The following is a 22708-nucleotide window of genomic DNA, read 5'->3' as shown; positions in this document are numbered from 1 at the left end:
TCGGGGATCACCCCGACCAGACCCGGAACCTGACCGCCGGGGACTCAGGGTGCCTCCGGCGAGCCGGTCAGGCCGCCGGTCGGACGCCCTGACCGTTGAGCCAACGCAGCCACTGCTGCGACCAGGTTGCCACGGATCCGGCTTCGCCGAGCGCCAGGCCGACCCCGTGCACGCCGTTCGGGTACACGTGCGCCTCCACGTCCACCCGGGCCGCTCGCCATGCTGAGACGGCGGCGAGCGTGTTCTCCACGGGGACGGTGGTGTCGTCTGCGGTGTGCCACACGAACGCCGGGGGAGCGGCAGAATCCACGCGGTTCTCGACACTCAGCGCATACGCAAGTTCCTCGGCGTGGTCCGGACCGAGCAGGTTGAGCCGCGAACCCACGTGGGCTCGTCCCACCAGGGAGAACACGGGGTAGCCCATCGTGACCAGATCGGGTCGGGCCAGCGTGGCAGGTGTGACTCCTTCGCGCACCGCCAGCGCCGCTCGTTCAGCGTCCGTGGCCGTGGCGACAGTTCCGGCGAGATGGCCACCGGCGGAGTACCCGATCACGCCGATCGGACCGCTGACCTGGCCATACATCCCGGCTCGCAGATCGGCGAGGGCGAGCAGCACCTGGTCGAGGGCGTCTGGATAGCGGGCCGGTGCCACCGGGTAGTCCAGGTGCCCGGCCGCGATGCCCTGCGCGGTCAGCCACTCGGCCGTGCCCGAGCCCTCGTGATCACTGCGATTCTCGTACCCGCCGCCGGCGAGCGCGAGTATGAATCCTGCCGCTCCCGCGGTCAGTAGCTCGGTGGCACCTGGAGCAAGAACGAGTGGGACGCGAGCGATCGTGTTCGACATGCGGCGCAGCGTATCCTCTGGCCAACACCGCCTCTGGGGCGGCTCACATCACGGAGAGGACGTCAGCGGCGTGCATGCGGGAGCGTCAGTACGCACTGTCCCGGTGCCGGCGGGAACTCCCATGTCCGGGTACGCCGGGCGAGCCGGTCCGAGTCTTGGTGTCCACCAACCCACCTCGGTGCGGGCGCTCGTGATCGACGACGTCGCGATCGTTGCGCTGGACGTGTGCGCCGTCCATGCCCGTACCTCGGAGCAGATCACGGCCGCCGTCCGTAGCTGGGTGCGAACCTGCGTGGTGACGGCCACACATACGCACGCCGGCCCGTGCGTTGCCTTCGGTCGGGTCGGTGGCCACGATGCCCGGGTGCATGAGGCCCTCGTGGTCGCCGCCATCCGCGCCGTCGAGGAGGCAGCCTCCTCCCGGAGACCGTGCGAGGGGCGGCTCGCGCGAGGGTATGGCGCTGAGGTGGCCCGCAACCGCCGCCATCCCGACCGGGCGATCGATCCACCGGTGTGGCGGCTGACGCTGCGGGCAGGGGACCTGGTGATCGCCGATCTGGTGAGCTACCCGTGCCACCCCGTCGTCCTGGACGCGTCGAACCGCCTCATCGCCGCGGACTATCCCGGGGCGCTGCGGGCGGCGATGGAGCAGGCTCACCCCGGCAGTGTGTGCGTCTTCCTCACCGGCGCTGCAGGCGATGTCAACACTGGTGATCCTGCAGAGGCCTCCTACGCGGAGTCCGGACCGGGGGACCGAACGCCGAGCGCAGCCGACCGGATCGGCCGTCACCTGGCCGCCGTGGCGCTCGCGGCAGAGGAGGAACCGGTGCGGGCCGACGGCGTCCGGTGCGTCCGCAGGCAGGTCTTGCTTCCGTTCGCTCGCCCGGATGCCGCTGAGCGAGCGGCGCAGGTACGCAGCTGGCGCGCGCAGCAGCGCACAGCCGAAGCGGGCCTGGCGCGCGTGCTACAAGCGTGGATCGACTGGGCGATCGCCGGAGTACCGGATGATCCGGCACCCTGGACCGGGCACATCACCGCACTCGACCTCGGCGTCCCCATCGTGTTCCTCCCTGGTGAGCCGTTCCTGGAGACCGCGGCGCAGATCGAGGCGAGCGTCGGCGAACGGGTACTCATAGCCGGCTACGCCGATGATGTCCCCGGCTACCTTCCGCCGTCGGGCGAGTACGCCCACGGTGGTTACGAGGTGCTCGACGCACACCGCTACTACGCGATGCCCGCCCCATTTGCACCCGGCTGCGCCGAACGGGTCGCCGGCGCTGCCGTGGAGACCGTCACGGCCGCGCGGCACTGATCGGCCGAATGGCCGACCTCGTTCGACCCGAATGACCGATGTGCCGGGTGCTGGAGCACCGCAACGATCGAGATATGGCCCCCACACCAGCATCGACGTCGACTGCTCACCGTCCCGCACCTCACCGTCGCCGCCAGCCCGGATGGATGATTCCGGCTGGCCTTCTTTTCATGGCCCTGGTCCCGGTACTCAATGGCGCGCTGCGCGTGAGCGAACTCGCATCTGGCGCCACGGTCACCGCAGCGAACGCCCGGTTCTTCGATGCCCCTATCCCTATCGTGGCGCACATCGTCGGGTCCACCCTGTACCTGCTTCTCGGTGCCGCGCAGTTCGTCCCATCGCTGCGGCAGCAGCGTTGGCACCGGTACGCCGGCCGGGTGCTCGTTCCGGCGGGCCTGATCTCCGCGCTCTCGGGTATATGGATGGCCATCACCTACGAGATGCCAGAAAGCAATGGGACATCTCTCGCCGCCGTCCGGGTCATTGTCGGTGCGCTGATGGTGGCCGGCCTCGTGATCGGGCTACTGGCAATCCGCCGGCGGAACGTCCGTGTGCATCGAGCGTGGATGATCCGGGCGTACGCAATCGCCCTCGGCGCCGGTACCCAGGTGTTCACATTCCTGCCGTGGACCCTCGCCCTCGGCATGCCCGGGACCATCATGACCACCGTGCTCATGACAGCCGGCTGGGCCATCAACATGGTGATCGCCGAGATCGTGATCCGGCGATCGGCACGCAGGTGAAGCCTCCCTATGATGGGGGCATGGACAGGCGCGGGGTCCGCTCGTGGTGGAACGCGCCGGCTGCAGATCCCCGGCCGCCTCAGCGGGTGTGGCGTGACTGGGCACTGCTGGCCATCGTCCCAGTCCTCGTTGCGGTCGAGACACTACTGCGCACCGACATCCCATCGCAGTGGCCGTGGGCTGTGCTGCTGGTGGCCGTGCTCCCCGCCACCCTGTGGCGGCGTCGGTATCCGACGGCGGTTCTCACGACGGCACTCGGCGCAGGCATTGTTGCCGGGCAACTGATCTCGACCGACCTCGCCCTGGTCTCCGCGGCGTATCTGCTGGTGTTGGTGTATACAGTGCCGCGGTGGGGGAGCGTCCGCTCGGTACTCGCCGGTGCCGTGTTGCTGGCTATCGCGGTACTCGCGCCAAGTGCTGTGGGGGCCGCCCCTTGGGTCGACGCCTGGGGCTCAGCAGCCGTCGTCCTCACCACCAGCACCCTCGGTCTGGCCTTCCGTTGGCGGGCAAGTTCCCGTGCCCGCGAGCTGGAACGGGTACGCCTCCTCGAAGGCGAGCGGCTGGCACGCGATCTGCACGACACGGTCGCCCACCACGTCTCGGCGATCGCGATCCGGGCCCAGGCGGGACGCACTGCCGCGGCCAGCGATCCTGCCGCGGCCACCGACGCCCTGCAGGTGATCGAGGAAGAAGCGTCCCGCGCTCTCGACGAGATGCGCTCGATCGTGCGGATCCTGCGCCGCGAGGACGAACCAGAGCTCGCGCCGCTACCAGGAATCGCCGATCTGAGCACGCTCGCTCGGTCGGGCACCACCGTGCCGGTCGAGGTCACGATCACCGGGAACGAGGCGGCGGTTTCACCGCACGTAGGCGCCGCTACCTACCGCATCGCCCAAGAAGCTCTGACGAACATTCGCCGCCACGCCCAGGGCGCGACTCGAGCCCTGCTGACGCTGCGTATTGATGCTCTCGCGGTGCACCTGGAGATCAGCGACGACGGCCGGCTGACCCACGATCCGCCGTCACGGGGCTACGGCATCGCCGGGATGACCGAACGTGCCGCCCTGCTCGGCGGTCGGTGCATTGCAGGTCCCGGTCAGACCGGCGGCTGGATCGTCACGGCCGCCCTCCCGCTGACAGGATCGCCGGAATGAGCATACGCGTGCTGGTGGCCGACGACCAGGAGATCGTCCGCACTGGGCTGCGCATGATCCTCGACGCCCAGCCCGGAATCGAGGTGATTGCCGAGGCCGAGGACGGTGTCCAGGCCGTGACCCTGGCACGCGAGCTACACCCGGACGTGTGCTTGGTGGACATCCGCATGCCCCGAGCCGATGGCCTGCAGGTCACCCGTGAGTTGGCGGCGGCAGGTGTCGTCGACCCGATCCCGGTCGTGGTCATCACCACCTTCGATCTCGATGAGTACGTCTACGCCGCGCTGCGCCATGGTGCGCGCGGGTTCCTGCTCAAGAATGCTGGCCCCGCGATGCTGAACGAGGCGGTCCATGCCGCGGCCCGGGGTGATGCGCTCATCGATCCCGCTGTGACGGTCCGCCTGATTTCCAGGTTCGCCGGGCCGCCTACCGGTACGCCGTCGCCGAGCACGGCGAACGCTCCGACAGCACCGCTCACCGCACGTGAGGACGATGTGCTGGCCGCCGTTGCCCGCGGTCTGGGCAATACCGAGATTGCCGGCCAACTGCATATCTCGCTGAGCACGGTGAAGACCCACATCGCGAGCCTGATGGCCAAGCTGGACGCCCGGAATCGAGTCGAACTGGCGATCTGGGCGGCCGAGCGCGGCCTCGGTCAGCGGCCGGAGTAGATCGCCGGTTCCTTGCCGTGGACGGCACTGACCTCGTCCCGGCGGTCGAGCACCTCCTCGCGCATATCCTCCATGTCCCGCAGCACCCGCTTGCGCACCCGTTTGCTGAGCAGGTCCACGTACAACCGACCATTGAGGTGGTCGGTCTCGTGCTGGAAGCATCGTGCCAGATAGCCATGTGCCGTCATCTCCACGGGTGCACCGGCGATGTCCACCCCGCGCAGGCGCACGTGGAGGGCACGGAACAGATCGGCGCCCGGACCCGGGACCGAGAGGCACCCCTCTTCGTTCTCCTCCGTCTCGAGGTCGAGTACCTCCACGTCAGGGTTGGCCACATGACCCACGTACCGAACGCCGTCGGAGTCCGTGAGGTCGTACACGAACAGACGCAGATCCACATCCACCTGATTCGCGGCCAGGCCCACGCCTTCGGCCACCAGCATGGTGGCGAACATGTCGTCCACCAGGGTGGTCAGTTCGTCGGTGCCGAAGTCAGTCACGTCCCGGCAGCGGCGGTGCAGCACATCCTCGCCGATCTCGGTCACGCGCAGCGCGCGGCCACGCCGAGCCTGCGGCGGGATCTCGGGATAGTCGGCGATCTCGGAGCCCTGCACGATGGTGGTGCTGCGTTCGTTCATGCCGAGCATTCTTCCGCACATCGAGCGTCCAGTTGCGCTTGCCGTCACTGCTCCATGTATAGTTATTCATATGACTGTATCTGTCGCGATCGCGGGTGCCAGCGGGTACGCGGGCGGCGAGACGCTCCGCCTGCTTCTCGCGCACCCCGAGGTGGAGATCGGCGCGCTCACTGCGCACTCGAACGCCGGTGAGCCGGTCGGTTCCCACCATCCGCATCTGCGTGCGGTCGCCGAGCGGACCTTCATGCCCACCACCGCCGAGCGCTTGCTCGGCCACGACGTGGTCGTCCTCGGTCTCCCGCACGGTGCCTCGGGAGCCATCGCTGCGGAGCTCGAAGAGGCCGGCTCGGACGCCCTCATCCTCGATCTCGGTGCAGATCACCGCCTCACCGACGCCGCCGACTGGAAGGCCTTCTACGGAAGTGACCATGTGGGAAGCTGGCCCTACGGGATGCCCGAGCTCCTGCACGCCGGCGAGACCGGCCCGGCCCGGCAACGGCAGGCGCTGGCCACCGCAACGCACGTGGCGGTCCCGGGATGTAACGTCACCGCCGTCACACTCGGCATTCAGCCGGGCGTTGCCGCCGGCGTGATCGATGTCAGCGATGTGGTGGCCGTCCTCTCGGTCGGCTATTCGGGCGCCGGGAAGGCGATGAAGGCGCACCTGACGGCCGCAGAAGGGATCGGCTCGGCCGCGCCCTACGCCGTCGGCGGCACGCATCGGCACGTCCCGGAGATCGAGCAGAACCTCCGTCTGGCTGGTGCGAGTCAGGTGGGTCTCTCCTTTACTCCCGTGCTGGTCCCGATGTCCCGCGGAATCCTCGCCACCACGACGGCGCCCCTCGCCCCGGGCGCCACGCCCGCCCAGGTGCGTGCCGCCTGGGAGCGGGCCTATGCCGGGGAGACCTTCGTTCAGCTCCTCCCGGAGGGGCAGTGGCCGACGACGGCCGCCACCGCGGGGGCGAACACCGCCCTGGTGCAGGTCGCCGTCGACGAGCGAGCAGGCAGGGTGGTGACCATCTGTGCCATCGACAACCTCGTCAAGGGCACCGCCGGCGGGGCCGTCCAGTCCATGAACCTCGCTCTCGGCTTGCCCGAAGCGATGGGCCTGACCACTGAAGGAGTGGCACCGTGACCGCGAGGAACCCCCACGAAGGGACGCCGAGGGACGAGGTGTACCGCAGTGAGGTACCGGAGTCGGGCGCGGCGACAAACTCCGTGACCGCGAGGAACCCCCACGGTGTCACCAGCCCCGCCGGGTTCCGTGCCGCGGGTGTCACGGCCGGGCTCAAGTCCTCCGGCAGCCCGGATGTGGCCCTCGTCGTCAATGACGGACCTGCCAAGGTCGGTGCGGCGGTGTTCACCACGAACCGTGTGGTGGGCGCGCCTGTGCTGTGGTCGCGCCAGGTCGTCTCCGACGGTGTGGTCGAAGCCGTGCTGCTCAACTCGGGTGGTGCGAACGTGTGCACCGGGCCTGCAGGGTTCGCCGACACCCACCACAGCGCCGAACGCGCCGCGAAGGCTCTCGGTGTCTCCGCCGCCGATGTGCTGGTCTGCTCCACCGGTCTCATCGGTGAGCGGCTCCCGATGGACAAGCTGCTGCCGGGCGTGGACGCTGCCGCAGCCGCCCTCACGGCGAACGGGGGGCCGGACGCCGCCCGCGCCATCATGACCACCGATACGGTCCCCAAGACCACCCACGTGGTCCGCGACGGGTGGAGCGTGGGCGGGATGGCCAAAGGGGCCGGGATGCTTGCCCCCGCGATGGCCACGATGCTCAGCGTCATCACCACTGACGCCGTAGTCGATCCGGCGATCGCACAACGCGCGCTGCACGCGGCCACCTCGGTCACCTTCGACCGGGTGGACTCCGACGGCTGCATGTCCACCTCGGACACGGTGGCGCTGCTCGCCTCCGGTGCCAGTGGCGTGACGCCGAGCGAGGACGAGCTGGCCGAGGCGTTGACGGCAGCGTGTGCCGATCTGGCCAGGCAGTTGGTCGCCGACGCCGAGGGTGCCTCACATGACATCGCCGTCGAGGTCACCGGGGCGTCGAGCACCGATGCCGCGCTTGCTGTCGCACGTGCCGTCACCCGCTCGAACCTGGTCAAGGCCGCCGTCTTCGGCAACGACCCGAACTGGGGCCGGATCCTGGCTCAGGTGGGCACCGTGCCGGTCGAGATCGCACCGTTCGAGGCCGACCAGGTGGACGTCTCCATCAATGGCGTGACGATCTGCCAGGCAGGGGCGGCGGCCGCCGAGAGGTCCCTGGTGGATCTGGCCGCCGAGCGCGAGGTACGCATCCTGATCGACCTGCACGCCGGTACCGCGTCCGCCACGGTGTGGACCAACGACCTCACCCACGACTACGTCCACGAGAACAGCGCGTACTCCACATGAGCGAGACAACCCCCACCTCCGAGACCTTCGTCTTCAACACCGAGACCGATCTGCGCCCGGACCAGAAGGCCGAAGTGCTGATCCAGGCGTTGCCCTGGCTGGAGCGCTTCGCCGGTGCCGTCGTGGTGATCAAGTTCGGCGGCAATGCGATGGTCGATGCTGATCTGGAGCGTGCCTTCGCTGAGGACATCCGGTTCTTCCGGTATGCCGGGCTCAAGCCCGTCGTCGTGCACGGGGGAGGCCCGCAGATCTCGGCCATGCTGACCCGGCTCGGTATCGAGTCCGAGTTCCGTGGTGGGCTGCGAGTGACCACCCGGGAGACGATGGACGTGGTCCGCATGGTGCTCACCGGCAAGGTGCAACGGGATCTGGTGAGCAGCCTCAACGCCACTGAACCCCTCGCCGTCGGGATCTCCGGGGAGGACGGCGGCCTGTTCGCGGCCCGTAAGCGCCAGGCCGTGGTGGACGGCGAACCGGTAGACGTCGGTCTCGTGGGTGATGTGATCGAGGTGCACCCCCGGGCCGTCCAGGACTTGTTGGCTGCCGGCCGTATCCCCGTAATCTCCACGATCGCGCCGGATATGGACAACCCCGGGGACGTGCTCAACGTGAACGCCGACACCGCCGCCGCCGCACTGGCCACCGCCCTGGGTGCCCAGAAGCTCGTCGTGCTCACTGATGTGGAGGGGCTGTACGGGAACTGGCCCGACACGAGTTCCCTGATCCGCCAGATCGACGCCGAGAGCCTGCGTACCCTGCTGCCCACGCTCGCCTCGGGAATGGTGCCCAAGATGGAGGCGTGCCTTCGCGCCGTCATCGGTGGAGTGCCGCGTGCGCACGTGATCGACGGGCGCCAGCCACACTCGCTGCTGCTGGAGATCTTCACCGACTCAGGTGTGGGCACCATGGTCACCCCTACCGCACACGAGGAGACGCCCGTATGAGTGACCTCACTGAGATTCCGGGGGCCGGACGTCCCGACGCCACGCTCACCCAGGCCGAGTGGACAGGCCGCTATACCGGCGCGCTGATGAACACCTTCGGCGCCCCGCAGCGGGTGCTCACCCGGGGCGAGGGGTGCTACGTCTGGGATGCGGACGGCCACCGCTATCTTGACCTGCTCGCCGGCATCGCCGTGAACAGCCTGGGCCACGCTCACCCCACCCTCACCGGCGCGATCTCGGCCCAGCTCGGCACGCTTGGGCACATCTCGAACTTCTTCGCCTCACCGGTGCAGGTCGCCCTGGCGGAACGCCTCGCCGAGCTGGTGGTCACCGGTCCACGCCCGACGGCGGCCCGCACCTTCTTCACCAACTCCGGCACCGAGGCGCTGGAGGGGGCCTTTAAGCTGGCACGCCGCCACGGCGGCACCGGCCGGCCGCGCATCCTCGCCCTTGAGGGGGCCTTCCACGGCCGGACCATGGGTGCCCTGGCGTTGACGGCGAAGCAGTCCTACCGAGAACCTTTCGAGCCGCTACCGGGCGGGGTGGAGCACCTGCCGTTCGGAAACCTTGCCGCACTCGAGCAGGCGTTCGCCGTCGAGGGGGACCAGGTGGCGGCGCTGGTGCTTGAACCCCTGCAGGGCGAGGCGGGTGTGCGGCCACTGCCGCCGGGGTATCTGGCTGCGGCACGCGAGATCACGCACGCCCACGGCGCCCTGTTGATCCTCGACGAGGTGCAGACCGGGATGGGCCGCACGGGAGAGTGGATGGGCCACCACCACGATCACATCGGTGGTGGTGTGGTCCCGGATGTGATCACCCTCGCGAAGGGCCTGGGCGGTGGATTCCCTGTCGGTGCGTTGGTGGCGCTGACTGAGCAGGCCGCCACGCTGCTGGGCCCCGGCCAGCACGGCACCACCTTCGGCGGTAATCCCGTGGCCGCCGCAGCCGCCCTGGCCACCATCCATGTGATCGAACGCGACGGTCTCCTCGAACGAGTCCGCACCACCGGAACCATGCTCGCCGAGACGGTCGCCGGGCTCGGTCACCCGCTGATCGCTGGGGTCCGCGGCGAGGGGTTGCTCCTCGCCATCCAGCTCACTGAAGCCGTGGCCCCGGCCGCTGCCCGTGCCGCACTGGAGGCGGGGTTCATCATCAACCCTGTGGCCCCCGACGCGCTGCGCCTGGCGCCACCCCTGATCCTCACCACCGAGCAGGCGCAGACCTTCACCGATGCCCTGCCCCAGATCCTTGAGAAGGTGACGCAGTCATGACCGAGTCCACGAACGCCTCGCCGGACGAACCCTCGACACTGCGGCATTTTCTGGCCGACGACGATCTCACCTGGGCTGAACAGCGCGAGGTACTCGAGCTGGCCGCTGTGCTCAAGGCGGATCGCGCTGCGGGGGAGTACCCGGTGAAGCCGCTCGCCGGCCCGCAGTCCGTGGCGATCATCTTTGACAAGCCCACGCTGCGCACGCAGGCCTCATTCACCGCCGGTGTCGCCGAGCTCGGTGGTTACCCGATGTTGGTGGACGGAACTCTCGCCCAGGTCGGTGTGCGCGAGTCCGTTCCGGATACTGCTCGGGTACTCGGCCGGATGACATCGGCGATCGTCTGGCGCACCTACGCCCAGTCGGCATTGGAGGAGATGGCTGCCCACGCCGGAGTCCCGGTGGTGAATGCCCTCACCGACGACTATCACCCGTGCCAGATCCTGGCCGATCTGCTCACCATCGCCGAGCACACCGGCGGCGTTGCTCCCGAGGGCCCGGCCCTGGCCGGCCGGACGTTCGCCTATGTCGGCGACGGCGCGAACAACATGGCGCACTCCTATCTGCTTGGTGGGGCTCTCGCCGGGATGCACGTACGGATCGGGGCACCGGAGGGTTACCAGCCCGACTCAGGCGTGGTGAAGCGTGCCGCCGCGATCGCCGCCGGAACTGGCGGTTCGGTGACCGTCGTGGCCGAGGCGACGGCCGCCGTCACCGGGGCAGACGTGGTAGCCACGGATACCTGGGTCTCGATGGGCCAGGAGCAACAGAAGGCTGACCGGGAGCGCCCCTTCGTGCCATACCAGCTGAATGCCGACCTGCTCGCGTTCGCCGGATCCGCAGATCATCCAGCCATCGTGTTGCACTGCCTGCCCGCCTATCGCGGGAAGGAGATCAGCGAGGAGGTTCTTGAGGGACCGACCTCCCGGGTGTGGGACGAGGCGGAGAACCGCTTGCATGCCCAGAAGGCGATCTTGACCTGGCTGCTGGGACAGCGATGAGCACGAGGAGCCGATGAGTATCCCCGCGACCAAGGCTGCCCGGCACGCGCTGATCCACGAGGTCATCAGCGCCGCAACGGTACGGTCCCAGGGAGAATTACAGACACAGCTCGCCGAGCGGGGCGTCACTGCCACCCAGGCCACCTTGTCCCGCGATCTGGATGAGCTGCGTGCGTACAAGGTGCGCGGCGCGGACGGCAACCAGCACTACGCCTTGCCGCCGGAAGGACCTTTCGGGTACGGCGCTGCCGATACCGAACAACTCGCCGCACGCCTGGCCCGGTTGTGCACCGAACTGTTGGTTGCTGCCGAGGCGTCAGGCAACCTGGTGGTGTTACGCACCCCGCCCGGCGCGGCACAATTCTTAGCGTCGGCGATCGACCACTCCGTCCTGCCTCCGGTGATCGGCACGATCGCCGGAGATGACACAGTGCTGGTGATCGCCGCCGAACCTGATGGCGGAACCGCCGTTGCCCACCTTTTCCTGGATCTGGCCAGCGGCCGCGATCCCGATCGAGACACCACCACCCCTGAGGAGAACCAGTGAGCAAGGTACTGACGGAACTACCGGTCGGCGAACGGGTGGGGATCGCCTTCTCCGGCGGTCTGGACACCTCGGTCGCGGTGGCTTGGATGCGTCACCACGGGGCGATCCCGTGCACCTATACCGCGGACATCGGCCAGTACGACGAGCCGGAGATCGACAAGGTGCCGGGCAGAGCCATCCAATACGGCGCGGAACTGTCCCGCATGGTCGACTGCAAGGCCGCACTGGTCGAGGAAGGTCTCGCGGCGCTCGCGTGCGGTGCGTTCCACATCCGCAGCGGAGGGCGCGCCTACTTCAACACCACCCCGCTCGGGCGTGCCGTCACCGGCACCCTGCTGGTGCGCGCCATGCAGGCCGACGGCGTGGAGATCTGGGGCGATGGCTCCACCTTCAAAGGCAACGACATCGAGCGGTTCTACCGCTACGGTCTGCTCGCCAACCCCAACCTGCGCATCTACAAGCCGTGGCTGGACCCGGCGTTCGTGAGCGAACTGGGCGGCCGCTCGGAGATGAGCGAATGGCTCGTCGAGCACAACCTGCCGTACCGGGACAGCGCCGAGAAGGCCTATTCCACCGACGCGAACATCTGGGGGGCCACACACGAGGCGAAGACGCTGGAGCACCTCGACGTCTCCCTCGAGACGGTGAACCCGATCATGGGTGTGAAGTTCTGGGACCCGAACGTAGCGATCGAGGCCGAGGACGTGACCATCTCGTTTGAGGGCGGCCGGCCGGTGGCCATCAACGGCACGCGCTTTTCCGACGCGGTCGCCCTCGTGCACGAGGCGAACACCATCGGTGGCCGGCACGGGCTCGGCATGTCCGACCAGATCGAGAACCGCATCATCGAGGCGAAGTCCCGTGGCATCTATGAGGCCCCCGGGATGGCGCTGCTGCACATCGCGTACGAGCGGCTCGTGGCCGCCATTCACAACGAGGACACCATTGCCAACTATCACGCCGAGGGGCGGCGGCTGGGCCGGTTGTCCTACGAGGGGCGCTGGCTGGACCCGCAGGCGCTGATGATCCGCGAGTCGATCCAGCGGTGGATTGCCTCCGTCGTCACCGGCGAGGTCACACTGCGGCTTCGTCGCGGCGAGGACTACACGATCCTGAACACCGAGGGCCCGGACTTCTCCTACCACCCGGAGAAGCTCTCGATGGAGCGCACCGAGTCCGCGGCGTTCGGCCCGACTGACCGCATCGGGCAGTTGACCATGCGCAACCTGGACATCGCCGACTCCCGTGCCAAGTTGGAGATGTACGCTCAGCAGCCAGTCGACCAGGGGCAGGTGCTGGTGGAAAACGGCACGTTGTTCGGTGAGCTGCCGACCGGTGGGGCCGAGACCATCTCGGCGAACCCGTCCGCCACAGGCGACGAGACGGCGCTGGAGCACGCAGCCTGGGAGTCGGGGTCGGACTGATGAGCGAGCACACAAGCGGTTCCGGGGCACTCTGGGGCGGCCGGTTTAGCGGTGGCCCCGCCGATGCGCTGGCCGCATTGAGTAAGTCCACCCACTTCGACTGGCGGTTGGCCCGGTATGACATCGCCGGCTCCCGAGCGCACGCCCGCGTGCTGCACGGCGCCCGGCTGCTGGACGAGGCCGAGCTGGACGCCATGCTGACCGCGCTGGACCAACTCGACGCGGACGTCGCCTCCGGTGCTTTCGTCGCTGCGCTGGAGGATGAGGATGTGCACTCCGCGCTCGAACGTGGACTGATCGAGCGCGCCGGCCCCGCCCTCGGCGGCAAGCTGCGTGCCGGTCGGTCTCGCAACGATCAGATCGCCACCCAGGTGCGGATGTACCTGCGGGAGCATTCCCGGGTGATCGCTGACGGCGTCCTGGACGTGGTGGATGCGCTGTGTGCCCAGGCGCAGGCACACCTCGGTGCCGCCATGCCCGGCCGTACGCACCTGCAGCACGCCCAGCCGGTGCTGCTGGCCCATCACCTGCTCGCCCACGCGTGGCCGCTGCTGCGCGATGTGGACCGGCTCCGCGATTTCGATGCGCGGGCCGCGTACTCCCCGTACGGGTCCGGTGCACTGGCGGGCTCCTCGCTCGGACTGGATCCGGCAGCGGTGGCCGCGGAACTGGGCTTCGACGGGCCGGTGGAGAACTCCATCGACGGCACGGCCTCGCGTGACCTCGTGGCCGAGTTCGCGTTCGTGGCCGCCATGATTGGCGTGGACCTCTCCAGGATCTCCGAAGAGGTGATCATCTGGGCCACCAAGGAGTTCGGTTTCGTCACCTTGCACGACTCGTACTCGACTGGCTCCTCGATCATGCCGCAGAAGAAGAACCCGGATGTGGCCGAGCTGGCCCGCGGGAAGGCCGGGCGCCTCATCGGTGACCTGACCGGACTGCTCGCCACGCTCAAGGGTCTGCCGCTGGCCTACAACCGGGATCTGCAGGAGGACAAGGAGCCGGTGTTCGACGCCGTCGACACCCTCGCCCTGCTACTCCCCGCAGTCTCGGGCATGGTCGCCACGCTGACCTTCCACACAGACCGGCTCGCTGAGCTGGCACCGCAGGGATTCGCCCTGGCCACAGATATCGCCGAGTGGCTGGTCCGCCAAGGCGTGCCCTTCCGCGAGGCACACGAGATCGCTGGTCACTGTGTGCGGGTGTGCGAGGAGCGAGACATCGAGCTGTGGGACCTCACCGATGCCGACCTGGCTGGGATCAGTGAGCACCTGGCCCCGGCGGTGCGTGAGGTGCTTAGCGTGGACGGATCGCTGGCCTCCCGGGACGCCGTCGGTGGCACTGCCCCGGTCCGCGTGGCCGAGCAACTCGAAGCGGCGAAGGCACGCGCGGCAGCGCTGCGCTGACCTCCGCCGTGACTGAGGTGAATCCTCCTGCCGAAACGGTGCAGGCCGTCGTTGCGGCGGCCCGCGCCGCCGGCCCTCGTTGCGGCGATGCCACCATCGTGGCGATTGACGGCCCTGCCGGATCGGGCAAGACGACTTTGGCGGGCGCCGTCGTAGCGGAGCTGGATGCGACGGTCGTGCATATGGACGACCTCTACCTCGGTTGGTCCGGGCTGCGTGACTCGGCGGACCGGCTCCGGCGGGAGATCCTGGCTCGGCTGTGGCTCGGCCGTGTGGGCCGCTACCGGCGGTACGACTGGCATGCCGAGGAACTCGCAGAGGAGCGCGACGTCCCTGCCGAGGGCACAGTCGTGGTGGAAGGCGTGGGCTGCGTACGCGCCAACACCCGCCCGTTCTTCAGTGTGATCGTGTGGGTCGAAGCGGCCGACGATGTGCGGCTCGCGCGTGGCCTGGCGCGCGATGGGACAGCCGCAGAACCGCATTGGCGCGCCTGGATGGCGGACGAGGCGGACCTGTTTGCTGAGGCACGCACGGCCGATATTGCTGACCTGCATGTCGACGCGTTCGGACGGTTGCGCCAATGACGGGGCTTGCCCAGACCGACCCACCCGAGCCGCTGGATCTGAGTGCGCCCTCCACTGCGGTCGCCCCCGCGCTGCTCGGAGCTGTGATCTCGCGCGGAACCGGGGCGGATCGGGTAGCGGTGCGGATCGTCGAGGTGGAGGCCTATCGGGGCGGCGACGACCCCGGTTCGCACGCCTACCGTGGCCGCACTGCTAGGAACGCCACGATGTTCGGCCCGCCGGGGCACGTATATGTCTACCGTCACCTCGGCCTGCACCACTGCGTGAACGTCGTGTGTTCCCCGGAAGGGACAGCGACGGCGGTGCTGCTGCGGGCCGGTGAGGTGGTGGCAGGTGAGGAACTCGCCTGGCAGCGGCGACTCGATTCGGGTGTGTGCCGGCGTTCGGAGGACCTTGCTCGTGGCCCGGCGCGGCTGGCCGTCGTGCTCGGGCTGACCTTGGCTGACGATGGACTGGACCTTCAGGTCACGTCCGGGCTGCCCGTGACCACCGCCGACGACGCCACTGGGCAGCTGGTGCTGACGACCACGATGGAACAGGGGCAGACTCGTACCGGACCACGCGTCGGGGTCTCCGGGATCGCCGGAACAGATGCCTACCCATGGCGCTACTGGATCGACGGCGATCCGCATGTCTCACCATTCCGCGCAGGCCCACGCACTCGCTGACCTGCGCGCGCTAGGCGGTGCCGCGTGAGGATTCGCGGCTGTACGCCAGGCGGCATCTGCACGTCGAGAGAACTCAACAGCGGGCTCTAGGCTGGTGCGGGTGCGGCCGAGACCGGCTCGGCCGGCCATGAGATGAGGAAGGCCCCCGTGAACGACATCCTCGACGAGTTGCGCTGGCGCGGTCTGATCGCGCAGTCCACTGACCTCTCGGCGTTGGCCGAGGCGCTCTCGACGGGACCGGTGACCTATTACGCGGGCTTCGATCCGACCGGCCCGAGCCTGCATCACGGGCACCTCGTGCAACTCATGCTGTTGCGGCACCTGCAGAACGCCGGGCACCGGGCCATCGCGCTCGTGGGTGGAGCCACTGGCATGATTGGCGATCCACGGATGTCCGGGGAGCGCACTCTGAACACCAAAGAGGTCGTGGCCGAATGGACCGAGCGACTCCACGCACAGATCTCACGGTTCCTCGATTTCGAGGGGGAGAACCCGGCGCAGATGGTGAACAACCTGGACTGGACGGCACCGCTCTCGGCGATCGACTTCTTGCGCGACGTCGGCAAGCACTACCGGCTGGGAACCATGCTCGCCAAGGACACGGTGGCGCGCCGGTTGAACAGCGACGAGGGCATCAGCTTCACCGAGTTCAGCTACCAGATCCTGCAGGGGATGGACTTCCTTGAGTTGCACCGGCGGTACGGCTGCACCCTGCAGACCGGCGGTAGTGACCAGTGGGGCAACCTCCTGTCCGGGGTGGATCTGGTGCACAAGGCCGACGGGGTCTCGGTCCATGCGCTCACTACCCCGTTGATCACGAAGGCCGACGGCACCAAGTTCGGTAAGACCGAGGGTGGAGCTGTCTGGCTGGCTCCGGACATGATGAGCCCGTACGCCTTCTTCCAGTTCTGGGTGAATACGGCCGACGCGGACGTGGTCGGCTACCTGAAGGTGTTCACCTTTCTCGACCGGGAGCGGATCGAGGAGCTGGCCGCCGAGGTGGAGGGCAACCCCAGCGCCCGGATGGCGCAGCGCACGCTGGCCCGAGAGGTGACCACAGTGGTTCACGGTCCGGAGGCGACCGAACGAGTGGAGGCCGCCTCGGCTGCGCTCTTCGGGGGTGGTGACGCCGAGGATCTTCGCCAGTTGGATGCAGACACCCTGGCGGATGCTGTGGCCGAGGTGCCGCGCGGACGGATCACGGTGGGGGAGACCACCATCGTCGATGCCCTCGTGGCGGCTGGTCTGGAGAAGGGGCGCAATGCGGCACGTCGCGTCGTCGGTGACGGCGGTGCATACCTGAACAACGAAAAGGTCACCGACGGGGACCGTGTGATCGCCGACGCGGACCTTCTGCCCGGAGGTGTGGCGCTCGTCCGCCGCGGACGACGATCCATGGCCGTCATTTCCGGTTGATCTGGCACGGGCGAGGCACCGCCTCACCTATACGAGCGGCGCCTGGCTCGGGGCTCATCTCGGGCACCTGGCCGGCATGGCGAAGGCGCCTCGCGGAGCGAGAGTGAGGCGTGTCACGTCCCGCCTCGACGGAGCAGCCGGCCGGGGCCAGGATCCGGTCCTGCAACGCGTATCGTTGCAGGTCAGCGGGCATACAGACGAGGTCGACCGACCAGGTTGCCGCAGCGCCACTCGGATTTGACCCCGCGTTCACGGGCCCGTAATGTTTCATCACGTCGCCCCGCCAGGGAGCAACGGACACCGATACGGTGGACGGTCCCGGCGGAGCATGATCGGACAGCTAGGCTGACGATCACATCCGACACGGTTCGGCCGTTCTCGGCTCAACGTCCAGATGCAGATGATTGATCTGGTCGGTGTGTTGACGAGCAGGCCCCAGGCCGAGTAGGGTGGAGCGGTTGCCCCGGGCAGGGATCCAGGATCGGGTTCATGGCGGTGCGCGTTCGTTGTTTGAGAACTCAACAGTGTGTTTGTAGTGATTGATGCCAGTTTTTTATTGGTTGGGTGTGCGCTTCTGCTCCGTTGGGGGTGTGCATCTGGCTGGGATTTGTTTTCGTATGGTTGTTGGCGCCCTTGGTCTTTGTTGGTTGGGGGTGTCTGTTCAGCTTTTTACGGAGAGTTTGATCCTGGCTCAGGACGAACGCTGGCGGCGTGCTTAACACATGCAAGTCGAACGATGAAGCGGTGCTTGCACCGTGGATTAGTGGCGAACGGGTGAGTAACACGTGAGTAACCTGCCCCTTTCTCTGGGATAAGCGCTGGAAACGGCGTCTAATACTGGATATTCAGGTCCTGCCGCATGGTGGGGTTTGGAAAGATTTTTTGGTGAGGGATGGGCTCGCGGCCTATCAGTTTGTTGGTGGGGTAATGGCCTACCAAGACGACGACGGGTAGCCGGCCTGAGAGGGTGACCGGCCACACTGGGACTGAGACACGGCCCAGACTCCTACGGGAGGCAGCAGTGGGAATATTGCACAATGGGCGAAAGCCTGATGCAGCGACGCCGCGTGAGGGATGACGGCCTTCGGGTTGTAAACCTCTTTCAGTAGGGAAGAAGCCGCTTGCGGTGACGGTACCTGCAGAAGAAGCGCCGGCTAACTACGTGCCAGCAGCCGCGGTAATACGTAGGGCGCAAGCGTTGTCCGGAATTATTGGGCGTAAAGAGCTCGTAGGCGGTTTGTCGCGTCTGCTGTGAAAACGCGAGGCTCAACCTCGCGCCTGCAGTGGGTACGGGCAGACTAGAGTGTGGTAGGGGAGACTGGAATTCCTGGTGTAGCGGTGGAATGCGCAGATATCAGGAGGAACACCGATGGCGAAGGCAGGTCTCTGGGCCACTACTGACGCTGAGGAGCGAAAGCATGGGGAGCGAACAGGATTAGATACCCTGGTAGTCCATGCCGTAAACGTTGGGCACTAGGTGTGGGATCCATTCCACGGGTTCCGTGCCGCAGCTAACGCATTAAGTGCCCCGCCTGGGGAGTACGGCCGCAAGGCTAAAACTCAAAGGAATTGACGGGGGCCCGCACAAGCGGCGGAGCATGCGGATTAATTCGATGCAACGCGAAGAACCTTACCAAGGCTTGACATATACGAGAATCTGCTAGAGATAGCAGCCTCTTTGGACACTCGTATACAGGTGGTGCATGGTTGTCGTCAGCTCGTGTCGTGAGATGTTGGGTTAAGTCCCGCAACGAGCGCAACCCTCGTCCTATGTTGCCAGCACGTAATGGTGGGGACTCATAGGAGACTGCCGGGGTCAACTCGGAGGAAGGTGGGGATGACGTCAAATCATCATGCCCCTTATGTCTTGGGCTTCACGCATGCTACAATGGCCGGTACAAAGGGCTGCGATACCGTGAGGTGGAGCGAATCCCGGAAAGCCGGTCTCAGTTCGGATTGGGGTCTGCAACTCGACCCCATGAAGTCGGAGTCGCTAGTAATCGCAGATCAGCAACGCTGCGGTGAATACGTTCTCGGGCCTTGTACACACCGCCCGTCACGTCATGAAAGTCGGTAACACCCGAAGCCGGTGGCCCAACCCTTGTGGGGGGAGCTGTCGAAGGTGGGATTGGCGATTGGGACGAAGTCGTAACAAGGTAGCCGTACCGGAAGGTGCGGCTGGATCACCTCCTTTCTAAGGAGCAACTCTCGCTGGCTGTGCCTCGCCCGTTGTGGTGGGGGTGGTTGGTGGGCAGTGGCCACGCCTCGGGCATGTGTTCCGGGGGTGGTGCTCATGGGTGGAACATCAATCGCGTACTTGCTGGTTGTTTCGTGGCCGGGTTCTCCTGTGTGGGGGTCTGGTTGTGGGGCGTTGGCTGGTGGGTGCGAACACACTGTTGGGTGTCTGAGGCAACGAACCCGTGTTGGTGGGGTTTGGAACCTTTGCGGGCCTATGCGCTGGCTGACCTGTGTGGTTGGTTGGTGGTGGGGATCGTCGGTAGCTTGAGAACTGCACAGTGGACGCGAGCATCTTTGATTTTTTGTGGTCAAGTTTTTAAGAGCATTCGGTGGATGCCTTGGCACCAGGAGCCGAAGAAGGACGTAGTAGCTTGCGATAAGCCTCGGGGAGTTGGCAAACGAACTTTGATCCGAGGATTTCCGAATGGGGAAACCCAGCCGGGGTCATGCCCGGTTACCTGCACCTGAACACATAGGGTGTGTGGAGGGAACGTGGGGAAGTGAAACATCTCAGTACCCACAGGAAAAGATATTCCGAGAGTAGTGGCGAGCGAAATCGGATCAGGCCAAACCATGGGTGTGTGATAGCCGGCAGGCGTTGCACTTGTGGGGTTGTGGGACTCATTGGCTGGTTCTGCCGAACTGGCGAAGAGTTACAAAGTCGCGTGATAGTCGAAGGATCTTGAATGGTCCAGCATAGAGGGTGTGACTCCCGTAGACGAAATTGCGTGTCCTCTTAATGAGTATCCCAAGTAGCACGGGGCCCGAGAAATCCCGTGTGAATCTGCCAAGACCACTTGGTAAGCCTAAATACTACCTGGTGACCGATAGCGGACAAGTACCGTGAGGGAAAGGTGAAAAGTACCCCGGGAGGGGAGTGAAATAGTACCTGAAACCGAATGCTTACAATCCGTTGGAGCCTCCCTAGTTGGGGTGACAGCGTGCCTTTTGAAGAATGAGCCTGCGAGTTAGCGGTACGTGGCGAGGTTAACCCGTGTGGGGAAGCCGTAGCGAAAGCGAGTCCGAATAGGGCGACTTAGTCGCGTGCTCTAGACCCGAAGCGAAGTGATCTATCCATGGCCAGGTTGAAGCGCGGGTAAGACCGCGTGGAGGACCGAACCCACCTAGGTTGAAAACTGGGGGGATGAGCTGTGGATAGGGGTGAAAGGCCAATCAAACTTCGTGATAGCTGGTTCTCCCCGAAATGCATTTAGGTGCAGCGTCACGTGTTTCTTACCGGAGGTAGAGCTACTGGATGGCTGATGGGCCTCACCAGGTTACTGACGTCAACCAAACTCCGAATGCCGGTAAGTGAGAGCGTGGCAGTGAGACTGCGGGGGATAAGCTTCGTAGTCGAGAGGGAAACAGCCCAGACCACCAGCTAAGGCCCCTAAGCGTATGCTAAGTGGGAAAGGATGTGGAGTTGCACAGACAACCAGGAGGTTGGCTTAGAAGCAGCCACCCTTGAAAGAGTGCGTAATAGCTCACTGGTCAAGTGATTCTGCGCCGACAATGTAGCGGGGCTCAAGCATACCGCCGAAGCTGTGGCATTCATGCGTTACTTGGCTTGCTCCCTTGTGGGGTAGGTCCAGGTGTGTGGATGGGTAGGGGAGCGTCGTGTGGCGAGTGAAGCGGCGGAGTGATCCAGCCGTGGACGCCACACGAGTGAGAATGCAGGCATGAGTAGCGAATGACGGGTGAGAAACCCGTCCGCCGAATGACCAAGGGTTCCAGGGCCAGGTTAATCCGCCCTGGGTAAGTCGGGACCTAAGGCGAGGCCGACAGGCGTAGTCGATGGACAACGGGTTGATATTCCCGTACCGGCGAAGAACCGCCCATACCGAGCCCGGTGATGCTAAACGCCCGAAAGCTGCTAGATCCCCTTCGGGGGACGTGTAGTCGTAGCGCGTGACCCGAACCGGTAGTAGGTAAGCGTATTAACAGGGGTGACGCAGGAAGGTAGCCCAGCGTGTCTTATGGCTTGGCACGTCCAAGGTTGTAGGGCGAGGTATAGGTAAATCCGTACCTCATGAAGCCTGAGAACTGATGGTGACAGCGTATGCTGGATGATTGGGTGATCCTATGCTGCCTAGAAAAACCTCGGCGCGAGGTTCTAGCCGCCCGTACCCTAAACCGACTCAGGTGGTCAGGTAGAGAATACCAAGGCGATCGAGTGAATCGTGGTTAAGGAACTCGGCAAAATGCCCCCGTAACTTCGGGAGAAGGGGGGCCTGAAGCGTGATCCACCCTTGCGGTGGGGATGCGTGGATGGCCGCAGAGACCAGAGAGAAGCGACTGTTTATCAAAAACACAGGTCCGTGCGAAGTCGCAAGACGATGTATACGGACTGACGCCTGCCCAGTGCTGGAAGGTTAAGAGGACGGGTTAGCTCTTCGGAGCGAAGCTCAGAATTTAAGCCCCAGTAAACGGCGGTGGTAACTATAACCATCCTAAGGTAGCGAAATTCCTTGTCGGGTAAGTTCCGACCTGCACGAATGGCGTAACGACTTCTCTGCTGTCTCAACCGCGAACTCGGCGAAATTGCACTACGAGTAAAGATGCTCGTTACGCGCAGCAGGACGGAAAGACCCCGGGACCTTTACTATAGCTTGGTATTGGTGTTCGGTACGGCTTGTGTAGGATAGGTGGGAGACTGTGAAGCGCCCGCGCCAGCGGGTGTGGAGTCAACGTTGAAATACCACTCTGGTCGTTCTGGATTCCTAACCTCGGTCCGTGATCCGGATCAGGGACAGTGCCTGGTGGGTAGTTTAACTGGGGCGGTTGCCTCCTAAAAAGTAACGGAGGCGCTCAAAGGTTCCCTCAGCCTGGTTGGCAATCAGGTGGCGAGTGTAAGTACACAAGGGAGCTTGACTGTGAGACGTACATGTCGAGCAGGGACGAAAGTCGGAACTAGTGACCCGACGGTGGCTCGTGGAAGCGCCGTCGCTCAACGGATAAAAGGTACCCCGGGGATAACAGGCTGATCCTGCCCAAGAGTCCATATCGACGGCATGGTTTGGCACCTCGATGTCGGCTCGTCGCATCCTGGGGCTGGAGTTGGTCCCAAGGGTTGGGCTGTTCGCCCATTAAAGCGGTACGCGAGCTGGGTTCAGAACGTCGTGAGACAGTTCGGTCCCTATCCGCTGCGCGCGTTGGAAATTTGAGAAGGGCTGTCCCTAGTACGAGAGGACCGGGACGGACTAACCTCTGGTGTGCCAGTTGTTCCGCCAGGAGCACGGCTGGTTAGCTACGTTGGGAAGGGATAACCGCTGAAAGCATCTAAGTGGGAAGCCTGCTTCAAGATGAGATTTCCATACACCCTCGAGGTGTGAGAGGCTCCCAGCTAGACCACTGGGTTGATAGGCCGGACGTGGAAGCACCGAAAGGTGTGAAGCTGACCGGTACTAATACGCCGATGACTTACCACAACACACATCAAAGAATTCA

The 22708-nt window shown here is 65.6% G+C and carries 17 protein-coding genes and 2 rRNA genes; 17 read left to right on the top strand and 2 right to left on the bottom strand.

Annotated elements, in window-relative coordinates; translation table 11 throughout:
• Positions 1 to 67: 67 nt before the first annotated feature.
• On the bottom strand, positions 68 to 844 hold the full coding sequence (locus LQF10_RS11390) for an alpha/beta hydrolase (protein ID WP_231063965.1): 777 nt from the start codon (positions 842 to 844) through the stop codon (positions 68 to 70).
• Positions 845 to 965: 121 nt separating this feature from the next.
• Between LQF10_RS11390 and LQF10_RS11385 the strand changes: the two genes are divergently transcribed.
• The 4 genes from LQF10_RS11385 to LQF10_RS11370 all read left to right on the top strand — a co-directional run bounded on the left by LQF10_RS11385 (position 966) and on the right by LQF10_RS11370 (position 4724).
• On the top strand, positions 966 to 2156 hold the full coding sequence (locus LQF10_RS11385) for a neutral/alkaline non-lysosomal ceramidase N-terminal domain-containing protein (RefSeq protein WP_231063964.1): 1191 nt from the start codon (positions 966 to 968) through the stop codon (positions 2154 to 2156).
• A gap of 170 nt (positions 2157 to 2326) precedes the next feature.
• A complete protein-coding gene (locus LQF10_RS11380) occupies positions 2327 to 2899 on the top strand; it encodes a DUF2306 domain-containing protein (protein WP_231063963.1) in 573 nt (190 codons plus the stop codon).
• Between the two features lie 20 nt (positions 2900 to 2919).
• On the top strand, positions 2920 to 4053 hold the full coding sequence (locus LQF10_RS11375; RefSeq protein ID WP_231063962.1) for a sensor histidine kinase: 1134 nt from the start codon (positions 2920 to 2922) through the stop codon (positions 4051 to 4053).
• Positions 4050 to 4724, top strand: a complete 675-nt coding sequence (locus LQF10_RS11370) for a response regulator (RefSeq protein ID WP_231063961.1) — start codon at positions 4050 to 4052, stop codon at positions 4722 to 4724. Before LQF10_RS11375 ends, LQF10_RS11370 begins: the two co-directional genes overlap by 4 nt.
• Here the strand turns inward: LQF10_RS11370 and def are convergent.
• Positions 4709 to 5362: a peptide deformylase gene (gene def, locus LQF10_RS11365; protein ID WP_231063960.1), complete on the bottom strand. Its 654-nt coding sequence runs from the start codon at positions 5360 to 5362 to the stop codon at positions 4709 to 4711. The genes LQF10_RS11370 and def overlap by 16 nt on opposite strands.
• Before the next feature lie 70 nt (positions 5363 to 5432).
• Between def and argC the strand changes: the two genes are divergently transcribed.
• From argC to LQF10_RS11300, 13 genes are all read left to right on the top strand, one after another.
• Positions 5433 to 6497: an N-acetyl-gamma-glutamyl-phosphate reductase gene (argC, locus tag LQF10_RS11360; RefSeq protein WP_231063959.1), complete on the top strand. Its 1065-nt coding sequence runs from the start codon at positions 5433 to 5435 to the stop codon at positions 6495 to 6497.
• Positions 6498 to 6580: 83 nt separating this feature from the next.
• Positions 6581 to 7762 (top strand): bifunctional glutamate N-acetyltransferase/amino-acid acetyltransferase ArgJ, encoded by a 1182-nt coding sequence (gene argJ / locus LQF10_RS11355; protein ID WP_231067313.1) that lies wholly within the window; start codon positions 6581 to 6583, stop codon positions 7760 to 7762.
• Positions 7759 to 8706, top strand: coding sequence for an acetylglutamate kinase (gene argB / locus LQF10_RS11350; protein WP_231063958.1), 948 nt, complete (start codon positions 7759 to 7761; stop codon positions 8704 to 8706). The genes argJ and argB overlap by 4 nt, the downstream gene beginning before the upstream one ends.
• The gene (locus LQF10_RS11345) at positions 8703 to 9977 is read left to right on the top strand and encodes an acetylornithine transaminase (protein WP_231063957.1); all 1275 of its coding nucleotides are present in this window, start codon (positions 8703 to 8705) and stop codon (positions 9975 to 9977) included. The genes argB and LQF10_RS11345 overlap by 4 nt, the downstream gene beginning before the upstream one ends.
• Positions 9974 to 10978 (top strand): ornithine carbamoyltransferase, encoded by a 1005-nt coding sequence (gene argF / locus LQF10_RS11340; protein WP_231063956.1) that lies wholly within the window; start codon positions 9974 to 9976, stop codon positions 10976 to 10978. The genes LQF10_RS11345 and argF overlap by 4 nt, the downstream gene beginning before the upstream one ends.
• 13 nt (positions 10979 to 10991) lie before the next feature.
• The gene (locus LQF10_RS11335) at positions 10992 to 11525 is read left to right on the top strand and encodes an arginine repressor (protein ID WP_231063955.1); all 534 of its coding nucleotides are present in this window, start codon (positions 10992 to 10994) and stop codon (positions 11523 to 11525) included.
• On the top strand, positions 11522 to 12949 hold the full coding sequence (argG, locus tag LQF10_RS11330) for an argininosuccinate synthase (protein ID WP_231063954.1): 1428 nt from the start codon (positions 11522 to 11524) through the stop codon (positions 12947 to 12949). The genes LQF10_RS11335 and argG overlap by 4 nt, the downstream gene beginning before the upstream one ends.
• Positions 12949 to 14355 (top strand): argininosuccinate lyase, encoded by a 1407-nt coding sequence (gene argH / locus LQF10_RS11325; protein ID WP_231063953.1) that lies wholly within the window; start codon positions 12949 to 12951, stop codon positions 14353 to 14355. Before argG ends, argH begins: the two co-directional genes overlap by 1 nt.
• 8 nt (positions 14356 to 14363) lie before the next feature.
• Positions 14364 to 14939, top strand: coding sequence for an AAA family ATPase (locus LQF10_RS11320; protein ID WP_231063952.1), 576 nt, complete (start codon positions 14364 to 14366; stop codon positions 14937 to 14939).
• Positions 14936 to 15607, top strand: a complete 672-nt coding sequence (locus LQF10_RS11315) for a DNA-3-methyladenine glycosylase (RefSeq protein WP_231063951.1) — start codon at positions 14936 to 14938, stop codon at positions 15605 to 15607. Before LQF10_RS11320 ends, LQF10_RS11315 begins: the two co-directional genes overlap by 4 nt.
• A 147-nt stretch (positions 15608 to 15754) precedes the next feature.
• Complete coding sequence (tyrS, locus tag LQF10_RS11310) at positions 15755 to 17023, top strand: tyrosine--tRNA ligase (protein WP_231063950.1); 1269 nt, start codon at positions 15755 to 15757, stop codon at positions 17021 to 17023.
• A gap of 668 nt (positions 17024 to 17691) precedes the next feature.
• Positions 17692 to 19217 (top strand): 16S ribosomal RNA (locus tag LQF10_RS11305).
• 350 nt (positions 19218 to 19567) lie between these two features.
• A 23S ribosomal RNA gene (locus LQF10_RS11300) occupies positions 19568 to 22688 on the top strand.
• The 16S and 23S rRNA genes sit together here, the layout of an rRNA operon.
• The last annotated feature ends 20 nt before the right edge of the window (positions 22689 to 22708 follow it).

This window comes from Ruania halotolerans, assembly GCF_021049285.1.
Taxonomy (GTDB): Bacteria; Actinomycetota; Actinomycetes; order Actinomycetales; family Beutenbergiaceae; genus Ruania; species Ruania halotolerans.
Note: the sequence above shows the minus strand (reverse complement) of the source record. Positions and strands in the feature narration are given on the sequence as shown.

Excerpts from the sequence above, each read along its gene's own strand:
- argH (WP_231063953.1), top strand. The coding sequence starts at position 12,949 with ATGAGCGAGCACACAAGCGGTTCCGGGGCACTCTGGGGCGGCCGGTTT.
- LQF10_RS11375 (WP_231063962.1), top strand. The coding sequence starts at position 2,920 with ATGGACAGGCGCGGGGTCCGCTCGTGGTGGAACGCGCCGGCTGCAGAT.
- LQF10_RS11335 (WP_231063955.1), top strand. The coding sequence starts at position 10,992 with ATGAGTATCCCCGCGACCAAGGCTGCCCGGCACGCGCTGATCCACGAG.
- LQF10_RS11345 (WP_231063957.1), top strand. The coding sequence starts at position 8,703 with ATGAGTGACCTCACTGAGATTCCGGGGGCCGGACGTCCCGACGCCACG.
- LQF10_RS11380 (WP_231063963.1), top strand. The coding sequence starts at position 2,327 with ATGGCCCTGGTCCCGGTACTCAATGGCGCGCTGCGCGTGAGCGAACTC.
- LQF10_RS11385 (WP_231063964.1), top strand. The coding sequence starts at position 966 with ATGTCCGGGTACGCCGGGCGAGCCGGTCCGAGTCTTGGTGTCCACCAA.
- argB (WP_231063958.1), top strand. The coding sequence starts at position 7,759 with ATGAGCGAGACAACCCCCACCTCCGAGACCTTCGTCTTCAACACCGAG.
- LQF10_RS11390 (WP_231063965.1), bottom strand. The coding sequence starts at position 844 with ATGTCGAACACGATCGCTCGCGTCCCACTCGTTCTTGCTCCAGGTGCC.
- argC (WP_231063959.1), top strand. The coding sequence starts at position 5,433 with ATGACTGTATCTGTCGCGATCGCGGGTGCCAGCGGGTACGCGGGCGGC.
- argF (WP_231063956.1), top strand. The coding sequence starts at position 9,974 with ATGACCGAGTCCACGAACGCCTCGCCGGACGAACCCTCGACACTGCGG.
- LQF10_RS11315 (WP_231063951.1), top strand. The coding sequence starts at position 14,936 with ATGACGGGGCTTGCCCAGACCGACCCACCCGAGCCGCTGGATCTGAGT.
- def (WP_231063960.1), bottom strand. The coding sequence starts at position 5,362 with ATGAACGAACGCAGCACCACCATCGTGCAGGGCTCCGAGATCGCCGAC.
- LQF10_RS11370 (WP_231063961.1), top strand. The coding sequence starts at position 4,050 with ATGAGCATACGCGTGCTGGTGGCCGACGACCAGGAGATCGTCCGCACT.